Annotated in this window: 19 protein-coding genes; 12 read left to right on the forward strand and 7 right to left on the reverse strand. The window is 65.1% G+C overall.

Annotated elements, in window-relative coordinates; all coding sequences use genetic code 11:
- Both rplA and F4U95_RS10845 read left to right on the forward strand, forming a co-directional pair.
- Window positions 1-699: a 50S ribosomal protein L1 gene (gene rplA, locus F4U95_RS10840; RefSeq protein ID WP_120250595.1), complete on the forward strand. Its 699-nt coding sequence runs from the start codon at window positions 1-3 to the stop codon at window positions 697-699.
- 254 nt (window positions 700-953) lie between these two features.
- On the forward strand, window positions 954-2729 hold the full coding sequence (locus tag F4U95_RS10845; RefSeq protein WP_120250596.1) for a DEAD/DEAH box helicase: 1776 nt from the start codon (window positions 954-956) through the stop codon (window positions 2727-2729).
- Between the two features lie 62 nt (window positions 2730-2791).
- On the opposite strand, the gene ybaL is transcribed toward F4U95_RS10845, so the two are convergent.
- From ybaL to F4U95_RS10855, 3 genes are all read right to left on the reverse strand, one after another.
- Window positions 2792-4426 (reverse strand): YbaL family putative K(+) efflux transporter, encoded by a 1635-nt coding sequence (gene ybaL / locus F4U95_RS10850; protein ID WP_120250597.1) that lies wholly within the window; start codon window positions 4424-4426, stop codon window positions 2792-2794.
- A gap of 150 nt (window positions 4427-4576) precedes the next feature.
- Window positions 4577-4708 (reverse strand): hypothetical protein, encoded by a 132-nt coding sequence (locus F4U95_RS25365; RefSeq protein WP_269462501.1) that lies wholly within the window; start codon window positions 4706-4708, stop codon window positions 4577-4579.
- A 61-nt stretch (window positions 4709-4769) separates the two neighbouring features.
- The gene (locus tag F4U95_RS10855; RefSeq protein WP_246171565.1) at window positions 4770-5171 is read right to left on the reverse strand and encodes a hypothetical protein; all 402 of its coding nucleotides are present in this window, start codon (window positions 5169-5171) and stop codon (window positions 4770-4772) included.
- A gap of 222 nt (window positions 5172-5393) precedes the next feature.
- On the opposite strand from F4U95_RS10855, the gene rplU reads away from it, so the two are divergent.
- From rplU to F4U95_RS10870, 3 genes are all read left to right on the forward strand, one after another.
- A complete protein-coding gene (gene rplU / locus F4U95_RS10860; protein ID WP_150425689.1) occupies window positions 5394-5690 on the forward strand; it encodes a 50S ribosomal protein L21 in 297 nt (98 codons plus the stop codon).
- A gap of 29 nt (window positions 5691-5719) precedes the next feature.
- The gene (gene rpmA / locus F4U95_RS10865) at window positions 5720-5989 is read left to right on the forward strand and encodes a 50S ribosomal protein L27 (protein WP_120250600.1); all 270 of its coding nucleotides are present in this window, start codon (window positions 5720-5722) and stop codon (window positions 5987-5989) included.
- Window positions 5990-6295: 306 nt separating this feature from the next.
- A complete protein-coding gene (locus F4U95_RS10870; RefSeq protein ID WP_120250601.1) occupies window positions 6296-6868 on the forward strand; it encodes a GNAT family N-acetyltransferase in 573 nt (190 codons plus the stop codon).
- A gap of 116 nt (window positions 6869-6984) precedes the next feature.
- Here F4U95_RS10870 and F4U95_RS10875 read toward each other — a convergent pair whose 3' ends face one another.
- Both F4U95_RS10875 and F4U95_RS10880 read right to left on the reverse strand, forming a co-directional pair.
- Window positions 6985-7509, reverse strand: coding sequence for a GNAT family N-acetyltransferase (locus tag F4U95_RS10875; RefSeq protein WP_150425690.1), 525 nt, complete (start codon window positions 7507-7509; stop codon window positions 6985-6987).
- Window positions 7510-7540: 31 nt separating this feature from the next.
- Window positions 7541-8392, reverse strand: a complete 852-nt coding sequence (locus tag F4U95_RS10880) for a metal-dependent hydrolase (protein ID WP_150425691.1) — start codon at window positions 8390-8392, stop codon at window positions 7541-7543.
- Between the two features lie 54 nt (window positions 8393-8446).
- On the opposite strand from F4U95_RS10880, the gene F4U95_RS10885 reads away from it, so the two are divergent.
- From F4U95_RS10885 to F4U95_RS10900, 4 genes are all read left to right on the forward strand, one after another.
- Window positions 8447-9064 (forward strand): TetR/AcrR family transcriptional regulator, encoded by a 618-nt coding sequence (locus F4U95_RS10885; RefSeq protein ID WP_150425692.1) that lies wholly within the window; start codon window positions 8447-8449, stop codon window positions 9062-9064.
- Between the two features lie 189 nt (window positions 9065-9253).
- Window positions 9254-10351 (forward strand): GTPase ObgE, encoded by a 1098-nt coding sequence (obgE, locus tag F4U95_RS10890; protein WP_150425693.1) that lies wholly within the window; start codon window positions 9254-9256, stop codon window positions 10349-10351.
- A 90-nt stretch (window positions 10352-10441) separates the two neighbouring features.
- On the forward strand, window positions 10442-11572 hold the full coding sequence (proB, locus tag F4U95_RS10895; protein ID WP_150425694.1) for a glutamate 5-kinase: 1131 nt from the start codon (window positions 10442-10444) through the stop codon (window positions 11570-11572).
- A 5-nt stretch (window positions 11573-11577) separates the two neighbouring features.
- Window positions 11578-12495, forward strand: a complete 918-nt coding sequence (locus F4U95_RS10900) for an NAD-dependent epimerase/dehydratase family protein (RefSeq protein WP_172598772.1) — start codon at window positions 11578-11580, stop codon at window positions 12493-12495.
- A 78-nt stretch (window positions 12496-12573) separates the two neighbouring features.
- On the opposite strand, the gene F4U95_RS10905 is transcribed toward F4U95_RS10900, so the two are convergent.
- Together F4U95_RS10905 and radA are read right to left on the reverse strand one after the other, a co-directional pair.
- A complete protein-coding gene (locus F4U95_RS10905) occupies window positions 12574-13092 on the reverse strand; it encodes a CvpA family protein (protein WP_150425695.1) in 519 nt (172 codons plus the stop codon).
- Between the two features lie 72 nt (window positions 13093-13164).
- A complete protein-coding gene (radA, locus tag F4U95_RS10910) occupies window positions 13165-14532 on the reverse strand; it encodes a DNA repair protein RadA (RefSeq protein ID WP_150425696.1) in 1368 nt (455 codons plus the stop codon).
- Window positions 14533-14695: 163 nt separating this feature from the next.
- Here radA and F4U95_RS10915 point away from each other — a divergent pair, with 163 nt between their 5' ends.
- The 3 genes from F4U95_RS10915 to F4U95_RS10925 are packed head-to-tail and all read left to right on the forward strand — an operon-like array spanning window position 14696 to window position 18294.
- Window positions 14696-15394 carry an endonuclease/exonuclease/phosphatase family protein gene (locus F4U95_RS10915; protein WP_120250608.1) on the forward strand — a complete coding sequence of 233 codons (699 nt, stop codon included), beginning with the start codon at window positions 14696-14698 and terminating at the stop codon, window positions 15392-15394.
- Window positions 15395-15445: 51 nt separating this feature from the next.
- Window positions 15446-17791, forward strand: a complete 2346-nt coding sequence (locus F4U95_RS10920) for a patatin-like protein (RefSeq protein ID WP_150425697.1) — start codon at window positions 15446-15448, stop codon at window positions 17789-17791.
- The gene (locus F4U95_RS10925; protein WP_343032331.1) at window positions 17788-18294 is read left to right on the forward strand and encodes a hypothetical protein; all 507 of its coding nucleotides are present in this window, start codon (window positions 17788-17790) and stop codon (window positions 18292-18294) included. The genes F4U95_RS10920 and F4U95_RS10925 overlap by 4 nt, the downstream gene beginning before the upstream one ends.
- The last annotated feature ends 12 nt before the right edge of the window (window positions 18295-18306 follow it).

Raw genomic sequence — 18306 nt, forward strand, 5'->3', positions numbered from 1 at the left:
ATGGCGAAGATCACCAAGAAGGCCAAGGTTCTGGCCGCTGCGGTCGACCGCGAAAAGCTGCACGGCGTTGACGAAGCGCTGGGCCTGATCAAGACCCACGCGACCGCCAAGTTCGACGAATCCGTCGAAATCGCGATCAACTTGGGCGTCGATCCGCGTCATGCCGACCAGATGGTCCGTGGCGTCGTCACCCTGCCCGCCGGCACCGGCAAGGACGTTCGCGTCGCCGTGTTCGCCCGCAACGACAAGGCTCAGCAGGCGCTCGACGCCGGCGCCGACATCGTGGGCGCCGAAGACCTGCTCGAATCGATCCAGGCCGGCAACATCGACTTCCAGCGCGTCATCGCCACCCCCGACATGATGGGTCTGGTGGGTCGCCTGGGTAAGGTTCTGGGTCCCAAGGGCCTGATGCCGAACCCCAAGCTGGGCACCGTGACGCCGAACGTCGCCGAAGCCGTGAAGGCCGCCAAGGGTGGTCAGATCGAATTCCGCGTCGAAAAGGCCGGCATCATCCACGCTGGTCTGGGCAAGTCGAGCTTCTCGGCCGAAGACCTGCGCAAGAATTTCGACGCCTTCGTCGACGCGATCGTCAAGGCGAAGCCGTCGGGTTCGAAGGGCAAATATGTTCGCAAGATCGCCCTGTCGTCCTCGATGGGCCCGGGCGTGAAGGTCGATGTGGCGGAAGTCGCTTCGGTCTGAGTTTTGCGCTATAGACTATGAGACAAGCCTCCTTCCTCGGAATGTGGAAGGAGGCTTTCTTGTTTGAGGGGATACGGCCTAGCGCCTGTCCCCTTTGCCATTCCGAGAGAGAGAATGGCGGTTGGGCAACCAACCTGAACGGGTGCGAATTGACCTGACGCACCGGCTGATCGCGAACCGGCGACAGCGAGAAAGGTTATGTTGATTCCGTCGGATGAAGGCGGGTCGCTTTTAACCGACGAGAAAACAAAAACATGACATTTGAAACACTCCACCCCCTCCTTGCCCAGGCGCTGACGACCAAGGGCTATGAGGCGCTGACCCCCGTCCAGTCCGAAGTGACGCAGGAAGAAGCGCATGGCCGCGACCTGATCGTGTCCGCGCAGACCGGTTCGGGCAAGACCGTCGCCTTCGGCCTGGCCATGGCCGGCGAATTGCTGGGCGACGCCGATCGCCTGCCCCCGCCCGCATGGCCGCTGGCGCTGGTGATCGCGCCGACGCGCGAACTGGCGTTGCAGGTCAGCCGCGAGCTGGAATGGCTGTATGCCGGCGCCCGTGCCCGTATCGCCACCTGCGTCGGCGGCATGGACGCCGCGAAGGAGCGCCGCGCATTGTCGCAGGGCGCGCATATCGTGGTCGGCACGCCGGGCCGTCTGCGCGACCATCTGGAACGCGGCGCGCTCGACCTGTCGGCGCTCAAGACCGCTGTGCTGGATGAAGCGGACGAAATGCTCGACATGGGCTTCCGCGAGGATCTGGAAGGCATTCTCGACGCGACCGGCGAAGGCCGTCGTACGCTGCTGTTTTCGGCGACCATGCCCAAGCCGATCGTCGCGCTGGCCCGCCGCTACCAGAAGGACGCGCTGCAAATCGCGACCATCTCGGCCGAGCGCGGTCATGGCGACATCAGCTATCAGGCGATGACCGTCGCGCCTGCCGATATCGAAAATGCGGTGGTGAACCTGCTGCGTTTCCATGAAGCGGAAACGGCGATCCTGTTCTGCGCCACGCGCGACAATGTGCGCCATCTGCACGCCAGCCTGACCGAACGTGGCTTTGCCGCCGTGGCGCTGTCGGGCGAGCATAGCCAGAATGAGCGCAACCATGCGTTGCAGGCGCTGCGCGACAAGCGCGCCCGTGTCTGCGTGGCGACCGACGTGGCCGCACGCGGCATCGATCTGCCCACGCTGACGCTGGTGGTCCATGTGGAGCTGCCCCGCGACGCGGAAACCATGCAGCATCGCTCGGGTCGTACCGGCCGTGCGGGCAAGAAGGGCACCGCCGTGCTGATCGTGCCCTATCCGCGCCGCCGCCGCGTCGAATCCATGCTGAAGGGGGCAAAGATCCCGGTCGAATGGACGACGGCGCCAAGCAAGGAGCAGATCGCCGCGCAGGATGCCGAGCGGCTGCGTGCGCGCCTGCTGGAGCCGATGGAGCTGGAAGAGTCCGACTGGGCGCTGGGTGGCGAACTGCTGGAAGCCAAGAGCGCCAAGGAAATCGCCGCGATGCTGGTGCGCAGCGCCCGTGCGGCCATGCCGGCGCCCGAAGAGCTGCTGGACGCCAGCGAGGCGCCTGCGCGCCGTGACGGGCCGCGTCCTGGCTTTGAGGACACGCAGTGGTTCCGCATGGACATCGGCCGTCGCCAGAATGCCGATCCGCGCTGGATCCTGCCGCTGATCTGCCGCCGTGGCCATGTGTCGCGTGGCGATATCGGCGCGATCCGCATCACGACCAACGAGACGATGTTCGAAATTCCGCGCGCCATCGCGTCGAAATTCATCGCATCGGTCAAGCGCACCGGCGAAGCGGGTGACGAGGGTGCGGACGTCACGTTCGAGCCGACCGAAGGCGCACCGCGCGAGGAAGCCCGCGAGAACCGCAAGCAGCTGCGCCCGTCCAACGATTCGCGTCCCAACCGCAGCGGCCCGCCGCGTGGCGGACCGGGCGGCGGTCGTCCGCACAGCCCGCGCCCGTTCAAGGGTGCCGGCGCCGGTGGCCCGCGCAAGGGGCCGCCCCGCTCGCGCGGTTGATAGCCCTGCTTTGACGAATTGAAAAAGGCCCCGTCCGGTATCACCGAACGGGGCCTTTTCTTTTATCGCACGCCGCAGAGGGTGAGCATGCGGCCGGCCAGTTCGCGTTCGCCCATGACGACATGGGGGACGCCCAGCCGTTCCAGATGCTCGACCTCCGCATCGCTATGGGCGCGGGCGATGACCTGAACCTTGTCATTGAGGTTGCGGGCATGTTCGTGGATGGCGCCGCCTTCATAGCCTTCGGGCACCGCGATCAGCAGGTGACGCGCCTCGCAAATGCCGGCGGCGAGCAGATGCTTGTCCTCCAGCGCGTTGCCCTTCACCACCGACAGGCCGTTTTCCTCGGCCTCCTCCGCGCGTTCCGGGTCGCCTTCCACGACCACGAAATGCACGTCATGTTCATGCAGGCGCAGGGCGATCAGCTTGCCCACGCGGCCATAGCCGATCAGGATGACATGGCCGATGCGTGGGCGTGCCGGCGCCTTGGCGGCTTCCACCTCCTCATCATCATCCTTCTTGTGGTCGCGCACGATGAGCGAAAAGAGGATGGGGTTGAGGAAGATGGAGACGAGCGCGCCGGCAAGGATGAGGTCGCGCGCGTCGGCGGGCAGGACGCCAAGGCCCGTGCCCAGCGAAGCCAGGATGAAGGAAAATTCGCCGATCTGCGCCAGGCTGGCGGCGATGGTGAGCGCCGTCACATTGGCATGGCCGAAGGCGCGGACGATGCCCCAGGCGGCGATCGACTTGCCGATGACGATGATGAGGACCGTCGCCAGCAGCGGCAGCGGATGCTCCAGCACGATCGAGGGGTTGAAGAGCATCCCCACCGACACGAAGAACAGCACGGCGAAGGCATCGCGCAGCGGAAGCGTTTCCTCCGTCGCGCGGCGGCTGAGCGGCGTTTCGCCCAGGATCATGCCGGCGAAGAAGGCGCCCAGCGCGAAGGACACGTCGAAGGCGAGGGCTGCGCCGAAAGCGACACCCAGCGCGATGGCGAGGACGGCGAGACGGAACAGCTCGCGCGATCCGGTATGGACGACCCAGTGGAGCGCCCAGGGGATGACGCGACGGCCGACGATCAGCATGACCGCGACGAAGCCTGCGACCTTCAGCAGCGTGCCCAGCAGCGGCGCTATGAGCGCCCCTGCCCCACCGCCGTCCGCATTGTTGAGGACGCCGGCCAGCGCGGGGAGCAGGACGAGGGCGAGGACCATCACCAGATCCTCCACGATCAGCCAGCCGATCGCGATTCGGCCGCGCCGGGTTTCGACCAGGTCGGCGCCCTGCAACGCGCGCAGCAGCACCACGGTGCTGGCGACCGAGAGCGCGAGGCCGAAGACGATGCCCCCCATCAGGCCCCAGCCCATATAATAGGACAGGCCCATGCCGAGCAGGGTCGCGACCGCGATCTGCACCAGCGCGCCGGGGACGGCGATATTCTTGACCGACAACAGGTCTTTCAGCGAGAAATGCAGGCCGACCCCGAACATCAGCAGGATGACGCCGATTTCGGCCAGTTCATTGGCCAGGCCCGCGTCAGCGACGAAGCCGGGAGTGAAGGGGCCGACCAATATGCCGGCGACCAGATAGCCGACCAGCGGCGAGAGTTTGAGACGATGGGCGATGGCGCCCATGATGAAGGCGACGACGAGGCCGGCAACGATGGTGCCGATCAGGGGCGTGTGATGGGGCATGAAAGCCTTTCGATCCTGTCGCCGGACGCTGTGCGATCCGTCCGGCGGGAATATTTATACCACATTCGTTCGGTTCGAGCCTGTCGAGAACGCAGGCGCGGAGCTGACTGCTTCTCGACTTCGCTCGAAGCGAACGGATGGAGGGGACGTTTATTCTACGACGGTCATCATCATCGCCGACAGGCCGGCGGCGGCAACGGCCAGACCGGACATGATGGCGGGCATGAACCACCAGGGTGGGCGGCGACGACGGATGCGTCGCGATGCTTTCCTGCGAGCCATGGGAGATGCTCCTTCTTCCGACGAAAGCCCGGCTGCGGAGGCCGGGCGTTAACGCGAATCGTCAGGAAGCGAAGGGCGGCGCACGGGCGCGACGGGTGCGCGCGGGGGTAAGGGATCGAAGAGGTGCACGATACCGTGCGACAGAGCCTGTCGCGCGGGCATGGCGGATCGCGAGCAGGACGATGGCCAGCGCCAGCGCGAGCAGCATGGGCGGCGATGCGCCGTCCCCACCGGGGCGGGGTGTTGCCACCGCCGTCTGGGATGCGGGCTGGGCGCGGGCCTTGAGCACCACGTCCAAAGTAGCGGGGTTGAAGGCGGAGCCGGTGGCGCGGCTGAGCGGTGGCCCCAGCGGCGCCAGAGCAGACAGCAAAGTCACCGCCAACAGCGTCCACAGGGCGGCAAGGATCGGCAGGCGCATCATCGCACCCTTTCCGCTCCACCATGACCCTGTATCCTGCCGCATGCGCGAGACTTGCTCCTATAATAGCGTATCTGTAATGCCGACCTGGCCTGTGTAGCCATGAAGATAGGAACGAAAAAGCGGGAAAACCACCCCGGTTCCAAACTGCCATCGGTTGACAGGCGCGAGTCATTCCACTAACGGGCCACATTCCCGCGCGGGTCGGCAAGGCGTCATGTCTTTGGTGAGTTGCGTAAAGCAGATTTGAACGAGAAGAGACAAGCCATGTTCGCTATCGTGCGCACGGGCGGCAAGCAGTATCGCGTCGCCGCCGGAGACAAGATCGTCGTAGAAAAGCTGGCTGGCGAAGCCGGCGACAAGGTCACGCTGGACGACGTCCTGCTGGCCGGTGAAGGCGGCGACCTGAAGGACGTTGCCAAGCTGACCGTTGCCGCCGAGATCATCGCGCAGGCGAAGGGCGAGAAGGTCATCGTCTTCAAGAAGCGTCGTCGTCACAACTATCGCCGCAAGAACGGTCACCGCCAGAATCACACGATCCTCAAGATCGTGTCGATCGCCTGAGCGCAGACATAAGTTAAGGAGTTTAGGTCATGGCACATAAAAAAGCTGGCGGTTCGTCGCGCAACGGTCGCGATTCTGAGTCGAAGCGCCTTGGCGTGAAGAAGTTCGGCGGTCAGGAAGTGATCGGCGGCAACATTATCATCCGTCAGCGCGGCACGCGCGTCTATCCGGGCCGCAATGTCGGCATCGGCAAGGACCACACGCTGTTCGCGCTGAACGAAGGCCGCGTGGTATTCCACACCGGCAAGCTCGGCCGCAAATATGTGTCGGTCGACGCTGTGGCACTCGCCGCCGAATAACGGACGATCGATGACGGATCGTCCCCCGCAAAAGGGGCGATCCTCCCGGCAGATGTTATCAGACGGCTGCCGGTTTTCGAGGGAAACAAGGGGCGCTCCTTTCATGGGAGCGCCCCTTTTTCCGTTGCGCGATTCCAGCCGGATCGTGACAAAAGAATAAAGCGGCACTTCCTCTTCCGATTTCCCTCAAGCCTCTGGAACTCCACGCCTTCTCGCGCGTCTTGCGGGCGGGGAATCATCCAGACCATGCCGTCGCGAAGTCGTCATCATTGACGGCTAACGGCGCAGCCAAGAGGAGAGACGAGAATGTTTGCCCGTACCCCCCGCCTGCTCCTTCGTCCGGGCTGGATGGAAGATGCCCCCATGCTGGCCCGGACGATCGGTGATCCGTCGGTCCTGCGCAACCTGACCCGTGCGCCCAGCCCCTATGGACTGGACGATGCGGAAGCCTTTCTGGCGCTGCCGCAGCATCCGCAGCTGCCGCGCCTGCTGGCCTTCACCCGCACCCAGGGCGCGCCGCGTCTGGTGGGCGGTTGCGGCATCCATCTGAGCGAGGATGGCGCGCCGGAACTGGGTTACTGGATCGCCCGCCCCTATTGGGGCCTGGGCTTTGCGACCGAAGCCGCGCGCGCCGTGCTGAGCATGGCGCGGGCCAATGGCGTTCGCGATATCCGCGCCTGCCACTTCGCGGACAATCCGGCATCCGGCAATGTCCTGCGCAAGCTGGGCTTCCACTTCACCGGACACAAGGCGCAGCGTTACAGTCTGGCCCGCGATGCCATGGTCGATTGCCTGCTGTTCGAGGAAGGCGAGTCGATGCGACAGGATAACGACCCGGCCATGGACCTGTATCGCGACGCGATGCTGGTGGCGGCGTGAAGTCGATATCGTAAATATCATCGTCATCCCCGCGCAGGCGGGGATCCATCTCACCAGATATCGTCAGACCGAGAGATTGGGAGATGGGTTCCCGCTTTCGCGGGAATGACGATGTTTTACTGTTTCGGCCGATCGAACACCCGCGTCGGCTTTCCGCCATAATCGGTATCGACGAGCGCGTGGAAACCTAGTTTCTCCGCCACATGGATCGATGCCGCATTGTCGGGATCGATGATGCAGCGAAGCGAGGGCGCTTCGAGATGGGCGTCGGCCCAGTCGAGGATCGCCTGCATCGCTTCGGTGGCGATGCCCCTGCCCCAGGCTTGCGGACCCAGCACCCAGCCGGCTTCCGGCACGCCTTCCAGTTCGGCTATGCCGCGTTCGGCGCTGAGCAGACCGGCTTCGCCGAGGAAGGCGCCGCTGTCGCGTTCCTCTATCACCCACATGCCGTGGCCGAGCAGCGACCACATGCCGGCATAGCGTAATATGCGGAACCAGACCGCCTGGCTGTCCTGCGGCATCCCGCCGATATGGCGTACGACATCCGCGTCGGCCCATAATGTGCGGCAGTTGGCATAATCCTCCACCCTGTGCGGGCGGAGGATCAGGCGAATGGTTTCGAGCGTGGGGGCTTGCGTCATGCGCCGATAAGACGCCGTCCCTGGCGCCCGGTCAAGCCGGCGACGGCAGAGCGCCCTGTTGGAGCGCATCGGCATAAGGGCTTTCGGCCAGCGCGATGAGCGCACGGTCGTCCACCGCCCAGGGGTGGAAGCCCGGCAGGAAATAGCCGAACCATGGTCGCGCGACGCGGCGCAGGATGCCGGGCCGGACCAGCGCGTAGTTGAGCAGCCCGCCCCATGCGCGATGGCCGATGATGCCGTCCTGCCGCAGCAGGTCCATCATGCCGCGGGCACGGTGGTGGAGGAAATGCTTCGTCACGACCAGCATCATCGCGCTCTTCACCCACCAGCGTTTGAAGCGGCTCCAGTCGCGGGTGGCATGAACCCAGGTGTCGTGGGCGACGCCCTTATGCTCGATCTCCTCGATCGCGTGCCAGCGCCAGAGCGCGGCAATCTCCGGATCGGCCCCGTCCAGATGGCGTGGGTCGCTCAGCAGTTCATGGGCGAGGATGGCGGTAAAATGCTCCAGCGCCATGGTCGCGGCCAGGCTGGCGATGGGCGGGCGCTGTTTGGCGAGGTCCAGCACCATCGTCACGTCGGCGTCCAGGCGCGATACGTCATAGCCATGATCGGTCACCTGCCGGTTGAAGGCCAGATGTTCGCGGCTATGCACCACTTCCTGTTTGATGAAGGCGGCGATTTCGCCTGCGAGCCTATCCGGCACGCCATCGCGGAAGGTGCGGACGCTGTCGATGAAATAGGCTTCGCCGCGCGGAAAGGTGATCGACAGGGCATTGAAGAAAGCCGTGGCGATCGGGTCGCCATTCAGCCAATGTCGCGCGACCGTGCGATCCCGTCCAAAGCGACGGTCGCGCGGTGTGATAGTGAGATCGGTCGGGGTCATGGGGATGCCTCCGGTTGTTACTTACATTGATGTAAATAAGAGTAACTGACACTCATGTCAATAAAACGCGCACGCCTCAGCCAGGATGAGAGCCGCCTCGTCGCCGTGGAGGCCGCGCGCGACCTGCTGATCGAGGCGGGACCGCAGGCCGTGACGCTCAAAGCCGTGGCCGGGCGCGTCGGGCGGACGCATGCCAATCTGCTGCATCATTTCGGGTCGGCGGCGGGATTGCAAAAGGCACTGGCCGCGCATCTGGGCGAGACGATCACGGCGAAAATCGGCGATGCGGTCAATGCGGCCCGGCGCGGCGAAGTCAGCCCCCGCATCATCGTGGACATGACGTTCGACGCTTTCGACCGGGAGGGTGCAGGCGCGCTGGCCAGTTGGATGCTGGCATCGGGCAATGAGGATGCGCTGGACCCGGTAGTGGAGGCGATCCACCGGCTGGTCGATAAGCTGGCGGCGAGTGCGCTTAGCCCCAACCTTGCCGAATTGATCCGGGAGAATACGCTGATGCTGGTTCTGCTGGCGCTGGGCGATTCGCAACTGGGCGGTGCTATGGCCGGGGCGCTGGCTTTGCCGCGTGAAAAAGCACGCGAAATCGCCACAAGGAGCCTCACTTTTGCGCTAATGCAGGAGGCGGCCGCCTTAGCTGCGAAGGCCAAGGTTTAACTTTTCACGATTAGGCGCTATGGGCGCGGGCAGGATGGACGATCGCTGTATCGTCCCATTGTTTCTTGTTTACCGCATTTCGCGAGCCGACGGCTGTTCCAGCCGCCTCCGGAATGCTATTTTTGATTTTACGCATTCTGCGAGCCGCCGACTGTTCCAGCCGGCTCCAGAATGCTCTATGGGCGCGCCATGCATTTTCTCGATCAAGCCAAAATCTACATCAAATCCGGCTGGGGTGGCCCCGGCGCTGTCAGTTTCCGCCGTGAGAAATACGAGGAATATGGCGGCCCCGATGGCGGCAATGGCGGCAAGGGCGGCGACATCATCTTCGAAGCGGTGCAGGGCCTCAATACCCTGATCGATTTCCGCTACACGCAGCATTTCAAGGCGCAGCGCGGCACGCCCGGCATGGGCAAGAACCGCTATGGCGCAGGTGGCAAGGATCTGATCATCAAGGTGCCGGTCGGCACCCAGATATTGTCCGACCCCAAGCCGATCGAAGGCAGCGAAGACGAGGACGGCTATCCCGAATATGAGGATCAGGACGTTCTGGCCGACTTCACCGAGGTCGGGCAGCGCGTCACCTTCCTGCGTGGCGGCGACGGCGGGCGCGGCAACATGTCGTACAAGACCAGCACCAACCGCGCGCCGCGTCAGCATGGCACGGGCTGGCCGGGCCAGGAATTGTGGGTGTGGCTGCGCCTCAAGCTGCTGGCCGATGTCGGGTTGGTGGGGATGCCCAATGCGGGCAAATCCACGCTGATCAATCAGGTGACCAATACCAAGGCGAAGGTCGGTGCCTATGCCTTTACCACCACCAAGCCGCAGCTGGGCGTGGTGCTGCATCGCGACCGCGAATTCGTGCTGGCGGATATTCCGGGCCTGATTGCGGGCGCGGCCGAGGGTGTGGGGATTGGCGACCGGTTCCTGGGGCATATCGAGCGGTGCCGCGTGCTGCTGCACATGATCGACGCGACGACCGACGATCCGGTCGAGGCCTTCCATATCGTGACCGACGAACTGGCCGCGTACGGGGAAGGTCTGGATGAAAAGCCGCAGCTGGTGGTGCTGAACAAGGGCGACCTGCTGGGGCAGGAACTGATGGAAGATATTGCCGACCAGCTGCGCGAGGAAGCGGGCGTGGAGGATGTCTTCATCATTTCCGGCGCGACCGGCGAAGGCGTGGGGCCTTTGCTGGACGCAGTGCTGCTGATGATGGATCAGGATAGCGAGGACCGTGAAGAAGACGGCGGCGCGGACAGCGAGGCCGGCTGGTCGCCGATCTAGAGCCAGATCATCAACCTCCGTTCGGTTCGAGCTTGTCGAGAACTTTGCGCGGGGGTTCTCGACAGGCTCGAACTGAACGGACCTTTTACTGTGACCTCTCCCCTCTCCGGTTTCCCCCCTGCCCTCGTCCGCCGACTGGTCATCAAGATCGGGTCGGCCCTGCTGGTCGATCCGGCGGGACAGGTGCGCGTCGATTGGCTGCGCACGCTGGTGGCCGATGTGGCGGAGCGCAAGGCGGCGGGGCAGCAGGTCATCATCGTGTCGTCGGGCGCGATCGCGCTGGGCGCGCGGCGGCTGAAATTGCCCAAGGGTGGACGCGGCAGTCTTGAGGATGCGCAGGCAGCGGCGGCGACCGGGCAGATCGCCTTGTCGCAATGCTGGGCCAGCCTGCTGGACGAAAAAGGCATTACCGCCGCGCAGATGCTGGTGACGCTGGACGATCTGGAAAACCGGCGGCGTTATCTGAACGCTTCGGCCACGCTGGAGCGGCTGATGGCGCTGGATGTGGTGCCGGTCATCAACGAGAATGACAGCGTGGCGACGAGCGAAATCCGCTTTGGCGACAATGATCGGCTGGCGGCGCGTATCGGACAGGCGGCACGGGCTGACGCGGTTGCGCTGCTTTCCGATGTAGACGGGCTTTACACCGCCAACCCGCACGTCGATGCCAGCGCCATGCTGATAGAGACGATAGAGACGATCGACGCCCGGATCGCGGCGATGGCGGATGACGGGTCCGCTTCGGGCATGGGGTCGGGCGGCATGGTGTCGAAGATTCAGGCGGCGCGGATCGCGACCGGCGCGAGCGCGCATCTGGCGATCATTTCGGGCAAGGTGGATTCGCCGCTGGCGCATTGGGCCAATGGTGGCAAGGGTTCGATCTTTCTCGCTGCGCAAGGTAAGGGCGCGCGCAAGGGCTGGCTGGCCGGGCGGTTGACGACGCGCGGGCGGATCATCGTGGACGCGGGCGCGGAAAAGGCGCTGGGCAAGGGCAACAGCCTGCTGCCCGCCGGGGTCGCGAGCGTCGAGGGTGTGTTCGATCGCGGCGACGTAGTCGATATCGTGGCGCAGGACGGGCGGGTCATCGCGCGGGGCCTGATCGAATATGATAGCGAAGCGGCGGTGAAGATCGCGGGTAAGCGTAGCGAGGATATCGCGGCGCTGCTGGGCGAAATGCCGCGATCCGTACTGGTCCATCGCGACCATATGGCGATGGTCTGAGGGTCATGCAGCAGATGCGGATTGCCATTACCGGCGCGACGGGCTTCGTCGGTGCCGAAGTGCTGGAACAGGCGCTGAGCGACGGGCTGCGCGTCAATGCGCTCACCCGCCGGGCGCAGCCGCCCCGCGCGAAGCTGAAATGGGTGCATGGGTCGCTGGAAGATGCGGCGGCGCTCGATACGCTGGTGCGCGATGCCGACGCGGTGATCCATATTGCGGGCGTGGTGAACGCGCCCGACCGCGACGGGTTCGAGGCCGGCAATGCGCGCGGCACCATGGCGGTGGTCGACGCGATGCGGAAGCGCGGGATCAAGCGGCTGGTGCATGTGTCGTCGCTGGCGGCACGGGAGCCGGGCCTGTCCGACTATGGATGGTCCAAGGAACTGGCCGAAAAGCATGTGAAGGCCAGCGGCCTGGACTGGACCATCGTTCGGCCGCCGGCGATTTACGGGCCGGGTGACAAGGAAATGCTGGAACTGTTCCGCATGGCCAAGCGCGGCATCATGATGCTGCCGCCGGGCGGCCGCTTGTCGGTGATCCATGTGGGCGATCTGGCCGCGCTGCTGCTGGCGTTGTCGGGCGAGCGCGAGAACAGCCTGACCCGCATTTATGAGGTCGATGACGGTACGCCGGGCGGATGGGATCACAAGGATTTCGGGCAGGCGATCGGCCGCGCGATCGGGCGGTCGGTGAAGACGCTGGCGACGCCGGAATGGCTGTTGACCATCGCTGCGCGGGCCGACCGGCTGGTGCGCGGGAAAAAGGCCAAGCTGACACCGGACCGGGTCGATTATTTCTGCCATCCCGACTGGGTGGTGGGCAAACGCCGGCAACCGCCCAAGCGGCTATGGTTGCCTCAGGTGAAGACCGAGGATGGGTTGAGCGCGACCGTGGCGGCCTATCGATTGAAGGGGTGGCTTTAACATCCCCTCTTCCGTTCGGTTCGAGCTTGTCGAGAACCCTGGCACAAGGGTTCTCGACAAGCTCGAACCGAACGGAATTTATTGGTTTTCCGCAGCCGGCTTTTTCGCGCGTTGTTCTGCCAGAAATTCGCTGATCGCCTGACCGCTGGCGTTGAGCAGCGGATAGGTGCGCGCGTCGCTGAGCCAGTCGGGGCGGCGGGCGCCGCTGCCGTAGAATGTGTCATAGACCAGGCTGAAGGCGAGGAAGAGGATCGTCGCGCCGATCAGGCCCTTTACCGCGCCGAAGCCCGCGCCCAGCACCCGGTCGACCGGACCCAGGATCGACTGGCGCGTGCGCCGGCCGATGGCGTGGGCGATCAGTTTCCCTACGCCGAAGGTCACGCCGAAGACGAGGACCAGCGCCAGCATCGCCGCGCCGCTGCTGTTGCCGACGAAAGCGCTGAGCAATTCGGCGGCCGGGGCATGGAACAGGCGGATGGCGAAGATCGCCAGCACCCAGGCGATGAGCGAGAGGGTTTCCAGCACGAAACCGCGCATGAGGCCCAGCACGGCGCAACCGCCGATGGCGAGCAGGACGAGAATGTCGATGGCGTTCATTGGCGAGCCTGTATTTCCTGACGCTGTTCCCCGGCGCAGGCCGGTGAACAAGCTGGAGATTTCCCGCCGTCGCTATCCGCGTCCCAGCATCTGGTCAACAAGCTGCGCGAGGGTGCGGAAACCGCTGACCGCGATTCCCTTGACCCCGTCCGCCGCCGACGCCGGGATATAGGCACGGGCGAAACCGAGTTTCGCCGCTTCGCGCAGGCGCAGGGGCGAATGGGATACGGGGCGGATTTCGCTCGACAGGGCGACTTCGCCGAACAGGACGATATCGACCGGCACCGGCCGTTCCGACATGGCGGAGATAAGCGCGGCGGCGACGGCGAGGTCGGCGGCCGGATCGGTCAGGCGATAGCCGCCCGCGACGTTGAGATAGACTTCGCAGGTCGAGAAGCTGAGGCCGCAGCGCGCCTCCAGCACGGCAAGGATCATCGCGAGCCGGCCGCTGTCCCAGCCGACCACGGCGCGGCGGGGGGTCGCGCCGCTGGAGAGGCGCACGACCAGCGCCTGAATTTCGACCAGTACCGGCCGCGTCCCTTCCAGCGCGGGGAAGACGGTCGCGCCCGTGACCGTCTCGTCGCGATTGGTGAGGAACAGGGCGGATGGGTTGGCGACTTCCTCCAGCCCTTCGGCGACCATGGCGAAGACGCCGATCTCATCCGTGCCGCCGAAGCGGTTCTTGACCGCGCGCAGGATGCGATATTGGTGGCTGCGTTCGCCTTCGAACGCCAGCACGGTGTCGACCATATGTTCCAGCACGCGCGGGCCGGCGATGCTGCCATCCTTGGTCACATGGCCGACCAGGATCAGCGCGGTGCCGCGCTGCTTGGCGAATTTAATGAGTTCCTGGGACGAGGCCCGAACCTGGCTGACGGTGCCGGGCGCGCCTTCGATCAGGTCGCTGTGCATCGTCTGGATGGAGTCGATGATGAGCAAGGCTGGCGGTGGCCCATCTCCCAAGGTCGTCAGGATATCGCGGACGGAGGTGGCGCTGGCCAATTGTACCGGCGCGTTGCCGAGGCCCAGGCGCTGGGCGCGCAGGCGGACCTGATCGGCGGCTTCCTCGCCACTGATATAGGCGACCGACAGCCCGCGCGCGGCGATGCGCGCGGCGGCTTGCAGCAGCAGCGTGGATTTGCCGATGCCCGGATCGCCACCGATCAGGGTCGCGGAGCCATGGACGATGCCGCCGCCCAGCGCCCGGTCGAATTCGGCGATGCCGGTGCTGGTGCGCGGAGGCAGTTCGACCGTGCTGTCGAGGCCGACCAGCGTAATGGCGCGTCCGCCATTTTGCAGGTCATGCCGGGACGAGAAGACCGTTTCCGCAGCTTCTTCGACGATGCTGTTCCATTCGCCGCAATCCTCGCACTGGCCCTGCCACCGGCTGGCGACGGTGCCGCATTGCTGACAGACGAATTTGCGTTTTGCCTTGGCCATGTCTTCTCATCTCCGTTTGGTTCGAGCCTGTCGAGAACCGATGCGCGCGGGTTCTCGACAAGCTCGAACCGAACGGGAGTTTGTATGGAAGGAATTTAGGAACAATTCAAGAACATCGCAACATGATCTGGAAACATCCGCCAAGCTGGCGCATTGAAACGGCATGAAAACAATCCGGGTTGCCAGCTATAATATCCGCAAGGCCATCGGCACCGATCGGCGGCGGGTGCCGGAACGGGTGCTGGAGGTGCTGGCGGAGGTGGATGCCGATATCGTCGCCTTGCAGGAGGCGGACCGGCGCTTTGGCGTGCGGTCAGCGGCGATCCCACCGCTGTTGATGGACAATCAGAGTGGATATCGGCCGGTGCCGCTCAACGTGCAGACCGATTCGATGGGCTGGCACGGCAATGCGATATTGGTGCGCAAGGAAGCGGAGGTCGGGAGCCACGACGTGCTGCACCTGCCCTATCTGGAGCCGCGTGGCGCGACCATGGCGGAGGTGACGCTGAACGGCGCGTCGGTGCGGGTGTTCGGCATGCATCTGGATCTGTCGGGGCTGTGGCGACGGCGGCAGGCGGCGGCGGTGATCCATGCGGCGGCGCAGGGCGAGGCGATGCCCACCGTGCTGATGGGCGACCTCAACGAATGGAGCGCCGGGCGGGGATGCCTGGCCGATTTTGCGCGGCATTACAGCTTTGCGCCTTGTGGGCGTAGTTTCCATGCGCGGCGGCCGGTGGCGCGGCTGGACAGGATCATGCACTGCGGGAAACTCAAGCTGACGAATTGCGGCGTGCATGAGAGCGCGGCGGCGCGGAAGGCTTCGGACCATCTGCCGATCTGGGCGGAGTTTGCGGTTGGGTGAACGAATGGGCTTTGGGTTGCCAATCCCACTTCCCTCTGCGACGTTCGCCCCATGAAGGAGCGGGAATTGCGGCTGGCGCTGGTCTGCTATGGCGGGATCAGCCTGGCGATCTACATGCACGGCATCACCAAGGAGGTGTGGCATCTGGCGCGCGCCAGCCGGGCCTTTCATGATGGCGTGCCGGCCAGCGGCGGCAGCGAGGCCGTCTATGCGCAGGTGCTCGCCGCGATGGAGGCGGCCAGCGGGGTGCGATTGCGCGTCATGCCCGACATTATCGCGGGCGCCAGCGCGGGCGGGATCAACGGCATTTTTCTGGCGCAGGCGATCGAGACGGGGCAGTCGCTGGAGCCGTTGACGACCATGTGGCTGGACAATGCCGATGTCGATCGGTTGCTGGACCCCGACGCCCGCCCTGCCCGCGCCATGACGAAATTCTGGGCCACGCCTTTGGTGTGGATGGCGGCGCGGCGGCCGGGCGACGCGGTGGAGCGGACCGTGGCACCGGACACGCGCGAAGAAGTGCGGATGAAACTTTCCCGCTTCATTCGGTCGCGCTGGTTCGAGCCGCCCTTTGGCGGGGAGATATTTTCGGCCATGCTGGTCGATGCGTTCGACGCGATGGCGGCGGCGGAAAAGGGGCAACCGCTGTTGCCGGAGGGGCATCCGCTCGACCTGTTCGTGACCGTCACCGATTTCGAGGGGCATCCCCAGAGCCTCAATCTCAACAGCCCGGCGCAGGTGATCGAAACCGAGCATCGGCTGTCGATCGGTTTCAAGGCGCGCGGGCGCAGCCAAGACGGGCGCGAACGGGGCTTTGCCGATGCGGCCGAACTGGTGTTCGCGGCGCGGGCGACGGCGAGTTTCCCCGGTGCCTTTCCGCCCTTCACCGTGCGGGAACTGGACCGGGTGTTGAAGCGCCGGCGCCGCGGATGGCCGACGCGCGACGCCTTTCTGGCGCGTGCCCTGCCCCGCCATGCGGCGCGCGGGACGGCGGAGGACGCGGTGCTGATCGACGGGTCGGTGCTGGCGAACGCGCCCTTCGCGCAGGCGATCGGCGCGCTGAAGAACCGGCCGTCGCGGCGGGAGGTGGATCGGCGCTTCGTCTATATCGATCCGAAGCCAGGGCACCGTTCCATCCGCCTGAACAAGGAGGGCGAGCAGCAGGACGCACCGACCGGCGAGGATGCGCCACTGCCCGGATTTTTCCGCACCATATTCGGCGCGCTGTCCGACATTCCGCGCGAGCAGCCGATCCGCGACAATCTGGAGGCGATCGACCGGCATAGTGCGGGCATCAGGCGGATGCGGCGGATATTGGATGCGCTGCGTCCCGGCATAGAAGCCGATGTGGAAAGCGCGATCGGGCGCATGCTGTTTCTGGACCGGCCGACGCCCGCGCGCCTTTCCGCATGGCGCGGCAAGGCGCAGCAGCGGGCGGCGAGCGCGGCGGACTTTGCCTATCCGGCCTATGGTCATCTTAAATTATCGGGGATCGTCGAGTCGCTTTGTTCGCTGCTGTTTCGCCTGAGCGGCGAGGAAAGCGCGATGATGCGGGAAAGCTATCGTCAGGCGATCTGGGCGGCGATCCGGGCCGAGGGGGCGGACCAGTTGAGCGACGATGGCGGATCGGCGTCGGCGCCGGTCGCTTTCTTTCGCGCGCATGACTTGGCCTTTCGCATCCGGCGGCTGCGCTATCTGGCGCGGCGGCTGGCCGATACGCTGGAACTGGAGGCGGAGGCGGACGATCCGGCGGTGCTGGCGATGCACGATGCCATCTACGGCGCGCTCAGCCTTTATGCAGAATGCGAGGATAGCGAGTTTCACGGAGCCGAGGTGATCGCCGCGGCCAAGTCCGTGCCGACCGATGCGGCCGCGGCGATGGAAGCGGTGGCGCAGGCGCGGGGATTGAAGGCGCGGGACGAGGCGGCCGACCTGATGCTGGCGGAGGCGTTCGCCGGCCTGCCCAAGGGCGGTCGTCGCACGATGCTGCTTGCCTATCTGGGCTTCCCCTTCACCGATATCGCCACATTACCGTTGCTCCAGGGTGACACTTTGGATGAATATGATCCGGTCAAGGTCGACCGGATTTCGCCGGAGGATTGTTCCGCGATCCGGGGCGGCGGCGCGAGCGCCACGCTCAAGGGCATTGAATTCAACAACTTCGGGGCTTTCTTTAGCAGGGTCTATCGGGAGAATGACTATCTGTGGGGCCGGCTGCACGGGGTGGAGCGGCTTCTGGACATCGTGATTTCGGCCATGCCCGCAGCAAGCCGTCTTTCGCCCGAAGCATTGGCCGACTATAGGCGGGCCGCGTTTCTGGCGATCCTCGATGAGGAAGAGTCGCGGCTGCCCCATGTAGCCGATCTTATCGCCAGCTTGCGGGAGGAGATCGGGTGAGCGGGCGTTTTGGTCTGGTTCCTGTGGTGCTGATGCTGGCGCTCGTCGCCGGCTGTCGCGACTCGTCCGATGACAGCGCGCAGGCCGATAACGGCATCGCGCCGCCGAACGTCGTCGCTACCCTTTTGCCGGATCAGGCCGCGCCCCTGCCGATCGACAATGCGAGCGTTCCGGCCAAGGCATCGCCGGTCGTCACCGTCCGCGCCCAGCCGGCGCCGCGCAATGTGATGGACCTGCCGCCGTCGGACGATGATGTGTCCGCCCTGCCCTTCCCGCAGGAAGTCACCGCCTTCATGGTCGATCGCGACGGATGCGACCATTTCCGGGGCGAGGACGCTTATGACGCGGAACGACGCGCCTATATTGCCGAGAATGTCGCGGAATTGTGCCAGGGAACCGACGCCCGGTTGGCCTTGTTGCGCCGTCGCTATGCCGGTGACAGGTCGGTGACCGCCGCGCTCAAGGGCTATGACGCGCATATCGAGGGCGTGACGAGTTATTGATGTTGCGGTGTG

It is taken from the genome of Sphingobium limneticum (assembly GCF_008710165.1).
GTDB classification, from domain to species: domain Bacteria; phylum Pseudomonadota; class Alphaproteobacteria; order Sphingomonadales; family Sphingomonadaceae; genus Sphingobium; species Sphingobium limneticum.

Bases quoted from the DNA above. Each gene is read 5' to 3' on its own strand.
- rplA (WP_120250595.1), top strand. From the start codon at position 1: ATGGCGAAGATCACCAAGAAGGCCAAGGTTCTGGCCGCTGCGGTCGAC.
- F4U95_RS10845 (WP_120250596.1), top strand. From the start codon at position 954: ATGACATTTGAAACACTCCACCCCCTCCTTGCCCAGGCGCTGACGACC.
- ybaL (WP_120250597.1), bottom strand. From the start codon at position 4,426: ATGCCCCATCACACGCCCCTGATCGGCACCATCGTTGCCGGCCTCGTC.
- F4U95_RS25365 (WP_269462501.1), bottom strand. From the start codon at position 4,708: ATGGCTCGCAGGAAAGCATCGCGACGCATCCGTCGTCGCCGCCCACCC.
- F4U95_RS10855 (WP_246171565.1), bottom strand. From the start codon at position 5,171: ATGCGGCAGGATACAGGGTCATGGTGGAGCGGAAAGGGTGCGATGATG.
- rplU (WP_150425689.1), top strand. From the start codon at position 5,394: ATGTTCGCTATCGTGCGCACGGGCGGCAAGCAGTATCGCGTCGCCGCC.
- rpmA (WP_120250600.1), top strand. From the start codon at position 5,720: ATGGCACATAAAAAAGCTGGCGGTTCGTCGCGCAACGGTCGCGATTCT.
- F4U95_RS10870 (WP_120250601.1), top strand. From the start codon at position 6,296: ATGTTTGCCCGTACCCCCCGCCTGCTCCTTCGTCCGGGCTGGATGGAA.
- F4U95_RS10875 (WP_150425690.1), bottom strand. From the start codon at position 7,509: ATGACGCAAGCCCCCACGCTCGAAACCATTCGCCTGATCCTCCGCCCG.
- F4U95_RS10880 (WP_150425691.1), bottom strand. From the start codon at position 8,392: ATGACCCCGACCGATCTCACTATCACACCGCGCGACCGTCGCTTTGGA.
- F4U95_RS10885 (WP_150425692.1), top strand. From the start codon at position 8,447: ATGTCAATAAAACGCGCACGCCTCAGCCAGGATGAGAGCCGCCTCGTC.
- obgE (WP_150425693.1), top strand. From the start codon at position 9,254: ATGCATTTTCTCGATCAAGCCAAAATCTACATCAAATCCGGCTGGGGT.
- F4U95_RS10900 (WP_172598772.1), top strand. From the start codon at position 11,578: ATGCAGCAGATGCGGATTGCCATTACCGGCGCGACGGGCTTCGTCGGT.
- F4U95_RS10905 (WP_150425695.1), bottom strand. From the start codon at position 13,092: ATGAACGCCATCGACATTCTCGTCCTGCTCGCCATCGGCGGTTGCGCC.
- radA (WP_150425696.1), bottom strand. From the start codon at position 14,532: ATGGCCAAGGCAAAACGCAAATTCGTCTGTCAGCAATGCGGCACCGTC.
- F4U95_RS10915 (WP_120250608.1), top strand. From the start codon at position 14,696: ATGAAAACAATCCGGGTTGCCAGCTATAATATCCGCAAGGCCATCGGC.
- F4U95_RS10920 (WP_150425697.1), top strand. From the start codon at position 15,446: ATGAAGGAGCGGGAATTGCGGCTGGCGCTGGTCTGCTATGGCGGGATC.